General features: G+C 65.9%; 12 protein-coding genes. 11 read left to right on the forward strand and 1 reads right to left on the reverse strand.

What is annotated here, in order from left to right; all coding sequences use genetic code 11:
• Window positions 1-5: 5 nt before the first annotated feature.
• The 7 genes from ACTU6U_RS15000 to ACTU6U_RS15030 all read left to right on the forward strand — a co-directional run bounded on the left by ACTU6U_RS15000 (window position 6) and on the right by ACTU6U_RS15030 (window position 6,716).
• Entirely contained in the window at window positions 6-1,145 is a 1,140-nt protein-coding gene (locus tag ACTU6U_RS15000) for a zinc-binding dehydrogenase (RefSeq protein ID WP_443469915.1), read from the forward strand.
• Between the two features lie 166 nt (window positions 1,146-1,311).
• Window positions 1,312-2,541 carry an acyl-CoA dehydrogenase family protein gene (locus ACTU6U_RS15005; RefSeq protein WP_443469916.1) on the forward strand — a complete coding sequence of 410 codons (1,230 nt, stop codon included), beginning with the start codon at window positions 1,312-1,314 and terminating at the stop codon, window positions 2,539-2,541.
• A 29-nt stretch (window positions 2,542-2,570) separates the two neighbouring features.
• Window positions 2,571-3,323, forward strand: coding sequence for an SDR family NAD(P)-dependent oxidoreductase (locus ACTU6U_RS15010; RefSeq protein ID WP_443469917.1), 753 nt, complete (start codon window positions 2,571-2,573; stop codon window positions 3,321-3,323).
• Window positions 3,313-3,837: a flavin reductase family protein gene (locus ACTU6U_RS15015; RefSeq protein WP_443469918.1), complete on the forward strand. Its 525-nt coding sequence runs from the start codon at window positions 3,313-3,315 to the stop codon at window positions 3,835-3,837. Before ACTU6U_RS15010 ends, ACTU6U_RS15015 begins: the two co-directional genes overlap by 11 nt.
• Before the next feature lie 25 nt (window positions 3,838-3,862).
• Complete coding sequence (locus ACTU6U_RS15020; protein WP_443469919.1) at window positions 3,863-4,708, forward strand: SDR family oxidoreductase; 846 nt, start codon at window positions 3,863-3,865, stop codon at window positions 4,706-4,708.
• 17 nt (window positions 4,709-4,725) lie between these two features.
• A complete protein-coding gene (locus ACTU6U_RS15025; protein ID WP_443469920.1) occupies window positions 4,726-5,787 on the forward strand; it encodes a maleylacetate reductase in 1,062 nt (353 codons plus the stop codon).
• A 14-nt stretch (window positions 5,788-5,801) separates the two neighbouring features.
• Window positions 5,802-6,716 (forward strand): hydroxyquinol 1,2-dioxygenase, encoded by a 915-nt coding sequence (locus tag ACTU6U_RS15030; RefSeq protein WP_443469921.1) that lies wholly within the window; start codon window positions 5,802-5,804, stop codon window positions 6,714-6,716.
• Here ACTU6U_RS15030 and ACTU6U_RS15035 read toward each other — a convergent pair.
• Complete coding sequence (locus ACTU6U_RS15035; RefSeq protein ID WP_443469922.1) at window positions 6,705-8,237, reverse strand: class I adenylate-forming enzyme family protein; 1,533 nt, start codon at window positions 8,235-8,237, stop codon at window positions 6,705-6,707. The two genes, ACTU6U_RS15030 and ACTU6U_RS15035, sit on opposite strands and share 12 nt — an antisense overlap.
• A gap of 261 nt (window positions 8,238-8,498) precedes the next feature.
• Here ACTU6U_RS15035 and ACTU6U_RS15040 point away from each other — a divergent pair, with 261 nt between their 5' ends.
• The 4 genes from ACTU6U_RS15040 to ACTU6U_RS15055 are packed head-to-tail and all read left to right on the forward strand — an operon-like array spanning window position 8,499 to window position 13,426.
• The gene (locus tag ACTU6U_RS15040) at window positions 8,499-10,067 is read left to right on the forward strand and encodes a sugar ABC transporter ATP-binding protein (RefSeq protein ID WP_443469923.1); all 1,569 of its coding nucleotides are present in this window, start codon (window positions 8,499-8,501) and stop codon (window positions 10,065-10,067) included.
• The gene (locus tag ACTU6U_RS15045) at window positions 10,064-11,062 is read left to right on the forward strand and encodes an ABC transporter permease (protein WP_443469924.1); all 999 of its coding nucleotides are present in this window, start codon (window positions 10,064-10,066) and stop codon (window positions 11,060-11,062) included. The genes ACTU6U_RS15040 and ACTU6U_RS15045 overlap by 4 nt, the downstream gene beginning before the upstream one ends.
• Window positions 11,059-12,099 (forward strand): ABC transporter permease, encoded by a 1,041-nt coding sequence (locus ACTU6U_RS15050; RefSeq protein ID WP_443469925.1) that lies wholly within the window; start codon window positions 11,059-11,061, stop codon window positions 12,097-12,099. The genes ACTU6U_RS15045 and ACTU6U_RS15050 overlap by 4 nt, the downstream gene beginning before the upstream one ends.
• 40 nt (window positions 12,100-12,139) lie before the next feature.
• Window positions 12,140-13,426, forward strand: a complete 1,287-nt coding sequence (locus ACTU6U_RS15055; RefSeq protein WP_443469926.1) for a substrate-binding domain-containing protein — start codon at window positions 12,140-12,142, stop codon at window positions 13,424-13,426.
• The last annotated feature ends 64 nt before the right edge of the window (window positions 13,427-13,490 follow it).

Raw genomic sequence — 13,490 nt, forward strand, 5'->3', positions numbered from 1 at the left:
ACACCATGACCCGTGCATTCAGAGCCGCAGTTCTGCGGGGGCGGGCCGAGGACGGCACCGTGCAGTTCGGCGTCGAGGAGCTCGAGCATCTCGAGGAACTCGATCCCCAGTATGTGGAGGTGCGGGTGACCGCATCGAACGTATCGATATCGGACCAGCTCTTCATCCGGGACGAAAACCAGGGCGGCCCCGGTCCGCTGCCGCGGGTGCTCGGTCACGGCGGCGTGGGCATCGTCGAGCGCATCGGCGACGCGGTGACCGCCGTCAAGATCGGCGATCGTGTGCTGATCTATGGCACGCCCCAGTGCGATGACTGCTGGTACTGCCGCAATGGCCGACCGGACTGGTGCGCACAGATCCAGTTCGATGGTCCGGCGATCGCACGTACAAAGGACGGCCTCGGCGTGCACGCATCGAGCGCTGTCGGTTCGTTCGCCGAAGCGGCGATCGTGCCCCAGTCTCAGCTGGTCGCCGTCGACACGGAACTCGGCGACGACGTGCTGTCGTTCCTGACGATCAGTGGCAGTTCCGGTATCGGCCCGGCGCTCCGCATCGCGGCAATCAAGCCGACTGACACAGTCGCCGTGGTGGGCCTCGGGCCCTGCGGGCTCAGCTACGTGCAGGCGGCCAAGCTCGCCGGAGCCCGCACCGTCATCGGCATCGACCCTGTCGCCGCTCGCCGCGAGGTGGCGGCGGCCACCGGTGCTGACCTCGTCATCGACCCCACCGACGTCGACCCTGTCGCCGCTGTGCAGGCTGCGGGTCCCGATCGCGGCGGACCGCTGGGCCGGGGTGCCGATATGGTCTTCGAGGCTTCCGCTTCGACCGAGGGGATGCAGCAGGCATGGGCGATGGCTCCGGCCGGGGGCACTGTCGTGCTCTCCAGTGTGCCCCTGAACATGGGTGCGTCTGTGGAGTTCCCGGCCACGCCCCTGGCCTGCCAGGGCAAGACCGTGCACGGCAGCCAGCAGGGTGGCTTCGGCATCCGTCGCGACACTCCGGCTGCGATCGACCTGCTCGAGTCCGGTGCGCTCGACTTCGGGGCGATCCTTGACTCCGAAACGGATCTTTCGGGGATCGCAGCGATGCTGGATGCAGTCGCCGAGCGCCGTGTGATCGGAGCGACGCTCTACCCGGGTCGCTGAGACCGCTGACCCATTTACGGGACAGGGCTGTGCCGTAGTTCACAGCTCTGTCCCGTTTTCATTGGAATCGCTCAGAATGTCGGAGTTGTCTTTACGAGACGATAGCGTCTACTATGTAGAAAGGCGCACGAGGCAGTGCCCCATCGAAAAGCTGCGAAGGAGCATGATGACCATCACGACAGTCGACCGCACGGCCACCGCCGATGAGATCGTCGAAGCTGCACGTTCACTGCGCGGCCTGCTCCGCGAGCAGCAGGATACGGCAGAAGAACTCGGCTACTACACCGAAGAAGTCCACCAGCAGATGGTCGACCTCGGCCTCTACCACCTGCTCACACCCAAGCGCTTCGGTGGCCTCGAGCTGGGTCCCACCGCTTTCGCCCGCACGGTCATGGAGATCGCGCAGGGCGACCCGGGCAGCGGCTGGTGCTACTCACTCGGACACGGGCACGCGCTGTCGGTCGCCTCGTGGTGGCCGATCGAGGCACAGGAGCAGGTGTTCAACAACGACACGGGCTACTTCCGCTCTTCGCAGTCGATGCCGCCCGCCGGCACCGCGAAGAAGGTCGACGGCGGCTACATCATCAACGCCCGCTCGCCCTACCAGTCGGGCAACCCCTATGCGACGCACGCCATCGTCCGTGTGATGCTCGAGGGGCAGCCCGATGGGGCGCCGAAGAAGTTCCTGAACGCCATGGTCTCTGCCGAGCAGTTCTCGCGCATCGACGACTGGGGCGGCGACAAGATCCTCGGCATGCGTGCGAGCGGATCGAACAGCATCCTCGTCGAGAGCCAGTTCGTTCCGGAGAGCTGGGTCGTCGACGGCGATTGGCTCACCGTGCCGACGATCTCGACATCACCCGGGCTCGAGTACCACGGCAACCCGATCTACCTCGGGATTCCGCAGACCTTCCTGATGACCGAGCTCGTCTCGGTCATGGTGGGCACGGCGCGTGCCGCGATCGACGAATACCGCGAGATCATCACCTCACGCACGACGCTGCTGCCCCCGCAGCAGCAGCGGTCCAAGGATCCCCAGCACCAGCGCGAGTTCGGCACGGCTATCGTCAAGACCGACTCGGCCGAATCGATCCTCATCCATGTGAACGAGGTTTTCGAAGAGCGCAGCCGCATCACGGCGGAGACCGGCAGCCCGTACACCCGCGCGATGGACGTCGAAGGATTCGGCCAGCTCATCCAGGCCGGAGATATGGCGTGCGAGGTCGTCGAGATGCTCTACCGCTCGGCCGGTGCGAGCGCCGCGAAGAAGGGGCAGCGCATGCAGCGCTACCAGCGCGACGTGCAGATGTATCGCTCGCACAACGTCTCGCAGTACGGCCAGCTGATGCAGCGCATCGGCATGATCCATCTCGGCGAAGCCGAGTCCGTCTACTGAGCAGCGCAGAACCGCAGAGGAGTAACGAGATGTCAGATCTCAATGGAAAGACCGCGGTCGTCACCGGCGGAGCGCGCGGCATCGGCCGGGCCTTCGCGGAGCGGCTCGCAGCAGACGGCGCCGCCGTCGCCATTCTCGACCTCGGCGACGGCGCCGAAACGGTCGACGCGATCACCGCCGCCGGCGGTCGCGCGCTCGCCGTCAAGGTCGACATCTCCGATCCTGAAGCCGTATCCGCCGCCGCCGCGACCGTCGAGCGCGAGTTCGGGCCCGTGCAGATCCTGGTGAACAACGCCGCGATCCACCCCGACCCGCCGATCCCGTTCCTGGAGATGACGTTCGACCAGTGGCGCCGCATGATGACGATCAACCTCGACTCGATGTTCCTCGTCACCCGGGCGTTGGCGCCGGCGATGACCAAGACGGGGTGGGGGCGCATCGTCAACATGAGCTCTTCTTCGGCATGGGTCGCGGTGCCGAACGGATCGCACTACGGCACGTCGAAGTCGGCCGTCGTCGGACTCACCCGTGCGCTGGCGACCGAGTTCGGTCAGTTCGGGATCACCGTGAATGCGATCGCACCGAGCATGGTCCGCACCGACGGCCTCCTGAGCTTCGTCGATGAGGAGGTCTTCGGCGCTGTCGCCACCACGCAGAGCGTGCAGACGAAGATGCTTCCCGAGCATCTCGTCGGCACGCTGGCGTATCTCGTCTCGAACGAAGCCGAGTTGATGACTGCTCAGGTCATGCATGTGGATGGAGGAACGGTTCGTGTTGGCTGAAGTCGTAGAGTCGCCTCAGGTGACTCTGGATGCCGCGTCTCTGCGCAGCGTGTTCTCGTGCTTCCCCAGCGGTGTGGTCGCGATGTGCGCCACCGATCCGGATGGAGTTCCCGGCGCGCAGCCGCATGGGATGATCTGCAGCTCCTTCACATCAGTGTCGATCGACCCGCCGCTGGTCTCGGTCTACATCCTCGAGGGCTCCTCGACATGGGCGCACCTTCGGCGCGCAGCGCGCATCGGCATCAGCGTGCTGAGCGAGGAGCACAGCGTGGCGGCCCGTCAGCTAGCAGTGAAGGTGCCGGATCGGTTCGCCGGTCTCGAATGGCGGCTGACCCCTTCGGGGGCCATCCTGCTCGATGACGCATCGGCGACGTTCGAATGCTCCGTCGAGCTGGAGCAGGTCGTCGGCGATCACACACTCGTGGTCCTGCGTGTCCACAGCGTCGAGGAGGCACGAGACGTCTCGCCACTCGTGTTCCATCACAGCCGTTTCAAGAAGATCCCCACACCCTGAACGCGAACCTCGGAGGAATGCGGAAATGAAGATCGCCGTCACGGGAGCCAGCGGCCAGCTGGGCGCCCTCATCATCGAGTCTCTCCTGGAGCGCGGTGTCGCCGCGGCAGACATCGTCGCCATCGCTCGCACCCCGCAGAAGGTCGCAGCAGAGGGCGTCGCCATTCGTCAGGCGGACTACGACGATCCCTCATCTCTGGACACCGCATTGGACGGCGTCGAGAGACTGCTGCTCGTCTCGGGAAGCGAGATCGGTCAGCGCTTCGCACAGCACAGCAACGTCATCGACGCCGCCAAGCGAGCCGGTGTCTCGTTCATCGGCTACACCAGCCTCATCAACGCCGACTCGTCGACGCTCATCCTCGCTGATGAACACCGCGCGACCGAGGCGGCGCTGGCGGGCTCGGGTCTTCCGTACACGGTGCTCCGCAACGGCTGGTACACCGAGAACTACACCGCCGGTGCCGCAGGCACGGTGGCGCAGGGAATGCTGCTGGGCGGTGCAGGCGGAGCCCGCATCGCGGCGGCGACACGCAAGGACTACGCGGATGCGGCGGCGGTCGTGCTGCTCGAACCGAAGCCGGGCGAGACGTTCGAGCTCGGCGGCGAGGGGGTCACGCTCCAAGAATTCGCCTCGGCTCTCGCCGAGGTCTCAGGCAAGCCCGTCGAATACCGCGATCATGACGGCGATGAGCTCATCGCCGCGATCGTCGCCACGGGGGCACCGGAAGGATTCGCGCAGTGGACGGCTTCGGCAGACGCCGAGATCGCCAAGGGAGTGCTCGACACCGACTCGACCGCACTCGAGCAGCTGATCGGCCGACGCCCGACCTCTCTCGTGCAGGCCGCGCGCACAGCGCTCGCCGGCTGATCGACCAGGAGCGGAAGATGACGATCGCATTCGATCACACGACACTGCCACAGCGCGTGCTGTTCGGCACGGGCCAGGCCGTCGAGCTTCTCGAGCGCGTTGTCGAGGAACACGGCTTCCAACGAGTCCTGCTCATCGGGGATGCCTTCACCGTGGCGTTGACTGATGAGATCGTTGACCGCGTCTCCGTCGCGGCTCGCATCGACGACGTCGTGCAGCACGTTCCGGCCGAGAACGCCCGACAGGCGGTCGAGCTCGCGGGGAGCACAGCAGCGGATGCCGTGATCTCGGTCGGCGGAGGGTCTTCGACGGGGCTCGCAAAGATCGTCGCACGCGACACTGGGCTGCCGATCATCGCCGTGCCCACCACTTTCGCGGGCAGCGAGGCGACCGATGTGTGGGGGCTGACCGAAGACGATCGCAAAGTGACCGGAGTCGACCCGAAGGTGCTGCCGGCGGCCATCGTCTACGACGCATCCCTTTCAGCGACGCTGCCCGCGCACCTTGCCGCAGCCAGTGCGATGAACGCCATGGCGCACGCCGTCGATGGACTCTGGGCACCGCGCGCGGACCCGATCAATACCGCCATGGGTGCGGAGAGCCTGCGTACTCTCGTCGCCGGACTTCGCGGATTGAGTGCCGACGCGGCAGATCTCGAAGCGCGCGAGAAGACACTCTACGGTGCATACCTTGCAGCGGTCGCATTCGCGAGCGCCGGCAGCGGAATGCACCACAAGATCTGTCACGTGCTCGGCGGTGCCTACGGCCTCTCGCATTCTGAGATGCACGCGATCGTGCTGCCGTACGTGACGGCGTTCAACAGTCCCGCTGCTCCCGCTGCCGCGGACCGCATCCTCTCCGCGGTGGGCGGAACCTCAGCGGCCCGCGGACTGTTCGAGCTGCGTCGCGAATCGGGCATCGCGGGATCGCTCGCCGAGATCGGGCTGAAGGAGTCCGACCTCCCCGAGGCCGCTGAACTCTCGGCGAAGGCGATCCCGGCATCCAACCCCCGACCGGTCACGGCTGCAGATGTCGAACGCCTCCTGCGCGCAGCCTGGGCCGGTGAAGAAGTCCAATAGAAGCGGAGCAGAGTATGGCTCAGATCAGCGCAGAGCAGCAGCGGCGTGAACAGGATCTCATCGACACCGTCGTCGCATCGTTCGAGAAGACCGAGGACCCGCGTCTCAAGGAGGTCATGCAGTCACTCGTGAAGCATCTGCACGCCTTCGTCCGCGATGTCCGGCTCACGGAAGCGGAATGGAACGCCGCCATCGCGTTTCTCACCGCTTCCGGGCACATCACCTCGGAGAACCGTCAGGAATTCGTGCTCCTGTCGGACACCCTGGGCATCTCCATGCAGGTCGTGGCGATGAACAACGAGGCTCAAGGCGATGCCACCGAGGCGACCGTCTTCGGGCCCTTCTTCGTCGAGGATGCGCCGGAGATCCCTCTCGGCGGAGACATGTCGTTCGGCGCCGCAGGTGAACCCTGCTTCGTGACCGGTTCGGTGCGCGACACCGACGGAGATCCCATCCCGGGCGCTCGCATCGAGGTCTGGGAGGCCGATGAAGACGGCTTCTACGACGTGCAGTATGACGACGGCCGCACTGCCGCTCGAGCCCATCTCTTCTCCGACACGCGCGGCGACTACAACTTCTGGGGGCTGTTTCCGACTCCCTATCCGATTCCGTATGACGGACCCGTCGGCAAGATGCTCGCGGCGACCGGGCGCTCACCGGTGCGGGCATCGCACCTGCACTTCATGGTCACCGCGCCCGGCTATCGCACTCTCGTCACCCACATCTTCGTGCGCGGCGACGAGCAACTGGAGATCGGCGACAGCGTCTTCGGTGTCAAAGAATCGCTCATCATGGATTTCGCGCACCACGAGGGTGCCGTCGCGACCCCGGACGGACGCGATGTCGGGGGCCAATGCTGGGCGGATGTGCGCTTCGACATCGTGCTCGCTCCCGGCGAGAGCCAGGGCATGCGCGTCTCAGGCGCGTGATGCGCTGAACGCTTCGCGGATCAGCGCGCGCGAGAGCTTCCCCGCTGGAGTCCGCGGCAGGTCGCCGTCGACGACTTCGATCTGCAGCGGCAGCACGGCCAGCCGGCTGTCACTGCGCCACCAGGTCCGCAGTTCATCGGCGTCCGTGGCATCCGCCTCTCTGAGCGTCACGATCGCACGGGGCAACTGGCCGAGATCGTCATCATCCTGTCCGATCACGACGACTTCGCGCACCGCTGCGTGATCGAAGAGCGCATCCTCGACGGCGGAGGGGTAGACCGCGTGACCGTCGACGGTCAGAACGTCCTCGACGCGATCGCTGAGTACGAGGACGCCGTCGTGGCGTAACAGGCCGATGTCGCCGGTGCGAACCAGGCCGTCGGCCGTGAACTTCTTCCGCGTTGCGTCTGGATTCGCCCAATAGGCGACCATCGCGCCTGCGGCGTCGGCGGCGATCTCGCCGACCTCGCCGCGAGGCACCTCCCGGCCATCGGCATCCACGATGACGATGCGCGAGCGCAGGGTCGGCAGGCCGCAGCTCTGCAGCAGCTCCGGCTCGCCCGCGAGTGCCCGACGGATCAGGGCTGGCGTCAGCGCGGCGATCGGCAGGCACTCGCTCTGGCCATAGACGAAAGTGAGAATGGGCCCGAAACGGGTGATGAACTCACGGATAGTGCGGCTGCGAAGGGGTGCGCCGGCCGAGATGACCATGCGCATCCCTTCGAAGTCGTCGGCGTCGAAGGACTCCGAGCCGGCGAGCTCCTCGATCAGCGGCGGCAGGGCGAGCATGACGGTCGCTCCGTGGGCGACAGCCAGCCGAGCTGCCGTGGCAGCCGTGCGATCGGGAGCGATCACAATCGGCATGGCACGGGCGAGAGCTGAGAAGACGTAGGACCCGGCAGCGCCGGAGATCGGGCCTGCCGCCAGGTAGACATCGTGCTCGGGGTCGGGCGGCCCCATGAGGAGCAGGTTCTCGACCGTGACGTCGAACCAACCACGGTGGCTCTGGATGGCGCCCTTGGGTAGACCGGTCGTTCCGCCCGTATAACCGATCTGGATCGAGTCACCAGGGCGGATCGCCACGCGCGGGTCGGCAGAGGATGCTTCGGCGAGCGCCTGCTCGTAAGCGCCCTGCTCATCGTCGACGAGAACAGCAGACAGTCCCGCCGTCGATGTCGTCTCACCGATCTCGTGGAGACCGCCGGCGTCGACGATCAGCGCGCGGGCTCCGCTGTGCTCGATCATGTGCCGGTGGCGGTCGGCAGAGTTGCCTTGATGCAGGGGGACTCGCACGAACCCTCCGATCGCGAGACCGACGAGCTCTTCGATGCTGCGCAGCGCATTGCCACCGAGTGTCGCGATGCGGTCGCCTGGTTCAAGACCCGAGGCTCGCAGAGCGTTGGCGAGCCGGAAAGAGCGATCGAGCAGCTCGGACGCCGTCAATGACCGGTCCTCGAAGATGACGGCGACATGATCCGGGCTGGTCTCTGCGAGCTTTCGGATGATCTGGCCAGAGTCCACGCGTTACCTCCTGATGGCTTGATCGCGACACCGCGACCCTGACTTACCAGATTGATGCCGAGAGTGCATGGAGAGAAGGACGAATCAGTGCACGATCCATATCAGTGCATGGATGAATCCTTGGTTCTCTCGTCTTGGCCGTCTCGCCGCCGCTTCCGTAGCGTTGCATTCACGTACCCAGTTCGACGAGGACGTCGACACCCGAGACACCGATGTCGTCACCTTCGACATCGCCGTCGACAGCCGTGAGGAGCCCCGCTCATGTCAACATCTGCTCAGCGAGAACGCGCAGACTTCGGTGGCGAGCCCCTGGCCGATGGAGTCCGCGTCCAGGGCATCGCAAAGGCGTTCGGACCCGTCCGCGCCATTCGCGAGTGCACACTGGAGATCGCCCCCGGCCAGGTGCACGTGCTCATGGGAGAAAACGGCTCCGGGAAGAGCACCCTCGTCAAGATCCTCAGCGGTGTGCAGCGCCCCGATTCGGGCACGATCACGATCGACGGTGTGGAGACGACCGGCTTCGCGAATCCAGCGGCCGCACGCGGGGCGGGCATCATCACCGTCTTCCAGGAGGTGCTCACCGCTGATGCTCGCAGCGTGCTCGAGAACGTCTGGCTCGGTGTCGAGGGACTGCTGACCGGGCAGGTCCCGCGAGACCGCAAGCGAGTGCTCGCGAGCGAGCGCCTGAACCGCCTCCTCGGCTATGTGCCCGACCTTGACACTCCGATCGGGGCACTGTCCCTGAGCGAACGGCAGGCCTGCGTGATCGCCCGCGCACTGGTCTCCCGTCCTCGCCTGCTGATCCTGGATGAGTCGACGTCGGCGCTGGACATCGCGGTGCGCGACCGACTGCTCGAGATCGTCGGCGAGCTCACCCAGACCGGTGTGAGCGTGCTCTTCATCAGTCACCGAATGGACGAGGTGGAGATCGTCGGAGATCGCATCACGGTGCTGCGCACAGGTGCGACGACGGCCGAGTTCAGACGTGGCGAATGGACTCCGGCCGAGCTGGTGCAGCACATGAGCGGACTGGCGGCTGTCGACGCCCGCAACCGGGAGACCCGCCTCAAGGGGAGCGCGGCGGATGCCGCAGAAGCCGTTCGAGTGACCGGGCTGTCACTGGCAGAGGGGTCTGCTCCCTTCGATGCCACGCTGCGACGAGGCGAGGTCGTCGGGCTCGCGGGCCTCGACGGACAGGGCCAAGAAGACTTCCTGCTCACGCTGGCAGGTCACCGCGCGCCCTATGCCGGGACCGTCGAGCGGTTCGGGAAGCAGAGGCGTGAAATCGACACCGCGCTCACGGCCAGGCGAGCCGGCATCGTATATCTGCCTCGTGACCGTCGCGCCGACGCGATCTTCGGCTGGATGCCTATCCATGACAACTTCGCCGTGGCCACACTCGAGCAGGACCGACGGTCGGGTTTCGTCAATGCCAAGCGCGCGACGAAGCGGCTGGAGAAGTGGCGCGATGCCCTGTCCATCAAGTACGGCGATGCCGGCGATGCGATCACGACTCTGTCGGGAGGAAACCAGCAGAAGGTGATCCTCGCCCGCTGGCTCGCCGCGAATCCCGAGGTGCTGCTGTTGAACGATCCCACCCGAGGCATTGACATCAACGCCAAGCGAGACCTGTACCGGGTGATCTCAGAGCTTGCCGCCGAGGGCATGTGCATCGTCATGCTCTCGTCCGAGGTCGATGAGCACCTCGACCTCATGGACCGCGTGATCGTGTTCCGCGAGAATGCGATCGCCGCGGAGATCTCTCACTCCGAGCTCGACCGCGAGCGGCTCGTCTCGGCGTACTTCGGACAGCAGGAGGAAGCCTCATGAGCACCATCGCACCCGACGTCAAGCCCTCGGCGGCGACGCCGACCGCTCGCCGTGCGGCGAAACTGGCAACCGCAGTGGCCCGCTTCTACTTCGTTCCGGCGCTCGTGCTCGCGCTCATCCTGCTGGTCGTCAACATGATCCTCCAGCCGAACATGAGCTGGACGCACACGATCCTCTACTTCGCGCCGTTCGCGCTCGTCGCCATGGCCAGTGGCATGGCTCCTCTCGCAGGAGGCGGCGGGATCGATCTCTCGCTCTCCGCGCTGATGACGATGTGCTGCGCCATCTACGTGGTGTGGCTGGTGCCGGCCGGGCTCGGTGGTGTCATCTCCATCCCGATCATCCTCCTGGTGGGAACACTGTTCGGCATGCTCAACGGTTTCATCGTCACGCGGCTGCGGATCTCGCCGCTCATCGCGACTCTGAGCATGAACTTCGTGCTGATCGGGCTGTGCCTGAAGATCGCTCCGGTGCCGGCGTTCGCGAAGACCGGTTGGGTGGCGGATCTCGGCGCCCGCTCGTCGGCTTTCCCCATCGGTCTGCTGTTCATCCTCGTACCGATCGCTCTGTGGCTGATCGTTCGCCAGACCCCCTTCATCCGTACGATGCTCGCGACCGGCAGCAATGACGCCGCGGCGTTCTCGAGCGGTGTGAACGTCGATCGCGTGCGCCTGAGCGCCTACGCGATGGGCGGTCTGGTCGCCGGCATCGGCGGATTCGCTCTCGTCGCAGTGTCAGGGGCGGTGGACGCGTCCACTGCTCAGAGCTATCTGATCCCGGGCCTGGTCGCCATCGCGCTCGGCGGAACCGCGATCGAGGGCGGCCGCGGCGGCATCGTCGGGCCGCTGGCCGGTGTCGCGTTCATCTACCTGCTGCAGAGCGCGCTCGGCGTCGCCGGCATCGGGCAGTCCTGGATGCAGATCGTCTACGGCGCCGCTCTCGTCGGCGCCATAATCTTCAGCCGCCAGCTGAGTGCTGCAGGAGGCACGAAATGACTCTCACGAAGGACTCCACGATAGAACCCACCGTCACGATTCGCACCGAGCAGACGCCGCGGCGCAAAGCGTGGCATCGGGCTGTGCAGGTGCAGCAGGAGTACCCGGTCCTGCAGGTCATCGCGATCATCATCATCCTCGCTGTGGGCAGTGCCACTCTGCCGGGGCTGCTGAACGTCGGCGGTATCACGCTCATGCTCGTGCTCGCGTCGCTGGTCGGCATCGCCGCGCTCGGACACACGCTCGTCATGATCATCGGCGGAATCGATCTCTCCGCCGCGTCGCTCATTCCCGCCGCGGGGCTCGCGGTCGTGGCGCTGCCCGCACGTCTGGGCATCGACTTCTGGATCGTCGCGGTTCTCACGCTCGTTGGCACGGGTCTCATCGGGGCGGGCGTGGGCTACATCTGCCACCGGTTTGATCTGAACCCGCTGATCGTCAGTCTCGGCTCCGGAGCGTTCGGACTCGGCATCGTGTACGTGCTCGCCGCCGGCAACCTCACCGGCAGTGTGCCGTCCTGGCTGTCGCAGCAGCTCTCGCCCGTGACGAAGACCTTCGGCTTCATCCCACTGCCCCCCATCGTCATCTTCTGGTTCGCGGTGATCATCGTCGTCACCGTCTTCCTGCGCTGGACAGCCGCGGGAAAGCGCACCTACGCCGTGGGAGCGAACCGGCGCGCTGCGAACCTGGCCCTCGTGCCCACTCGTCGGATCTGGGTCACCACATTCCTCATCTCGGGACTCTGCTGGGGCCTGGTCGGCATCCTCCTCGCCGGCTTTGCGGGCAGTGTCAGCCTCGACCAGGGTGCGCACTACATGTTCCAAGGCCTGGCAGCGGTCGTCGTCGGCGGAACCGTCGTCGGCGCTCGTGGCGATTACATCAAATCCACCGCCGGTGTGCTGCTGATCACGGTGCTCAACACCGTGCTCGCCGGACACGGATTCACCAAGGGTGATCAGCAGATCCTCTTCGGCCTCGTCATCCTGGTCTCCGTCATGCTCTATGGTCGCGAGCGCCGCGTTCGCGACCGCGTCTGAACCCGATCACATCCCTATCGAACGAACAAAGGAACGCACCATGATCACTCACAGCATCACCGGTCAGCGGTTTCGGCGCACATCGCTGTGCGCGCTGACAGTCGTGCTCGCCGGAAGCGCCCTCGTCGCCTGCTCCGCCGATAACGGCAATGCAGCAGGAGGCGAGGACACAGTCAACGCAGTCAGCACGGCACAGCTCGCGGCGTCCGGATGCGGTTCGCTCACCGGCCCGCTGCCCAATGACCCCGACGGCCTGTTGGCGGGATACCCCGAGGACATCCAGGCAGCGTTCCAGGGCGTCGGTATGGATCTCGGAAAGAGCGCGTGGGCAGACCTGCCCGAGAGCGAGGGACCGTGGAAGATCGGCCTGACGATGCTTCCGCTGGCGACCGCGATCAACCAGGCGTACCACGATCAGCTCCAGAAGCGATTCGACGAAGCCAAGGAGCAGGGCCTGGTCGAGGGCGACCTCGTCGTCAACCTGATGTCGGAGTTCAACCCCGCCCAGCAGCTGCAGACCTACCAGCAGCTCGTCGGAGCCGGGGTCGACGGCATCCTCATCCAGCCGATGTCGGGCCAGACGATGGCCTCGGCCGTCGATGCAGCAGGAGAAGACGGCATCGTCACCGCGTCGTTCGCGACTCTGCCCAGCACGTACGCCGTCACGGCGCATGACAACTTCTTCCATGATGCGGGTGCCGCGGCAGCCGCCACACTCGGTCAGCTGCCGGACGGCACTGGCAAGGTCCTGATCGTCAACGGCATCGAAGGCGTCGACCCGCAGGTGCAGGGTCGCGAGGGTGTGGATGCCGCACTCGAGGCCTGCCCGGACATCGAGGTCGTCGGTGAGGTCGCCGCGGCATTCAACGATCCGTCCGCCAAGGAAGGCGTGCAGACCTTCCTCGCCTCTTACCCTGGAGAGATCGACGCGGTTCTGCAGCTCGGCGGTATGGCGACCGGTTCGATCGCCGCCTTCCAGCAGGTCGGTCGGGAGGTGCCGCTCGTCTCGATGAACGGTGCCACGGCAGGAGCATTGTCGTACTGGATCGACAACAAGGACACGTACTCGGCCGCTGGAGTGGTCGGCGACCCCGTGCAGCAGGCCGATGCGGTCTGGGACACGCTGATGCGTACGCTCGCCGGCGCATCGCCCAAGAGCAACTACATCTCGTTGCCGCCGGTCCTCATCAACAACGACAACCTCGCTGAGATCGCCGAGCCCGGTGGAGACTACTCGTCAGAGGCTCTCGCCGGTACCGGCGTGCCGTACTTCACCGATGAGATTCTCGACCAGTACTTCGCAAAGGACATCAACCCGCTGAAATAGCCTGACACGAGCAAGAGGCGGGGGGGGGGGGGGGGGGGGGGGGGGGGGGGGGGGGGGGGGGGGG

The sequence above is a fragment of the Microbacterium zouquanmingi genome, assembly GCF_052266695.1.
Lineage (GTDB): Bacteria > Actinomycetota > Actinomycetes > Actinomycetales > Microbacteriaceae > Microbacterium.

Coding starts and splice junctions, on each gene's coding strand:
- ACTU6U_RS15005 (WP_443469916.1), top strand. CDS start 1,312: ATGACCATCACGACAGTCGACCGCACGGCCACCGCCGATGAGATCGTC.
- ACTU6U_RS15000 (WP_443469915.1), top strand. CDS start 6: ATGACCCGTGCATTCAGAGCCGCAGTTCTGCGGGGGCGGGCCGAGGAC.
- ACTU6U_RS15045 (WP_443469924.1), top strand. CDS start 10,064: ATGAGCACCATCGCACCCGACGTCAAGCCCTCGGCGGCGACGCCGACC.
- ACTU6U_RS15030 (WP_443469921.1), top strand. CDS start 5,802: ATGGCTCAGATCAGCGCAGAGCAGCAGCGGCGTGAACAGGATCTCATC.
- ACTU6U_RS15025 (WP_443469920.1), top strand. CDS start 4,726: ATGACGATCGCATTCGATCACACGACACTGCCACAGCGCGTGCTGTTC.
- ACTU6U_RS15040 (WP_443469923.1), top strand. CDS start 8,499: ATGTCAACATCTGCTCAGCGAGAACGCGCAGACTTCGGTGGCGAGCCC.
- ACTU6U_RS15010 (WP_443469917.1), top strand. CDS start 2,571: ATGTCAGATCTCAATGGAAAGACCGCGGTCGTCACCGGCGGAGCGCGC.
- ACTU6U_RS15055 (WP_443469926.1), top strand. CDS start 12,140: ATGATCACTCACAGCATCACCGGTCAGCGGTTTCGGCGCACATCGCTG.
- ACTU6U_RS15050 (WP_443469925.1), top strand. CDS start 11,059: ATGACTCTCACGAAGGACTCCACGATAGAACCCACCGTCACGATTCGC.
- ACTU6U_RS15020 (WP_443469919.1), top strand. CDS start 3,863: ATGAAGATCGCCGTCACGGGAGCCAGCGGCCAGCTGGGCGCCCTCATC.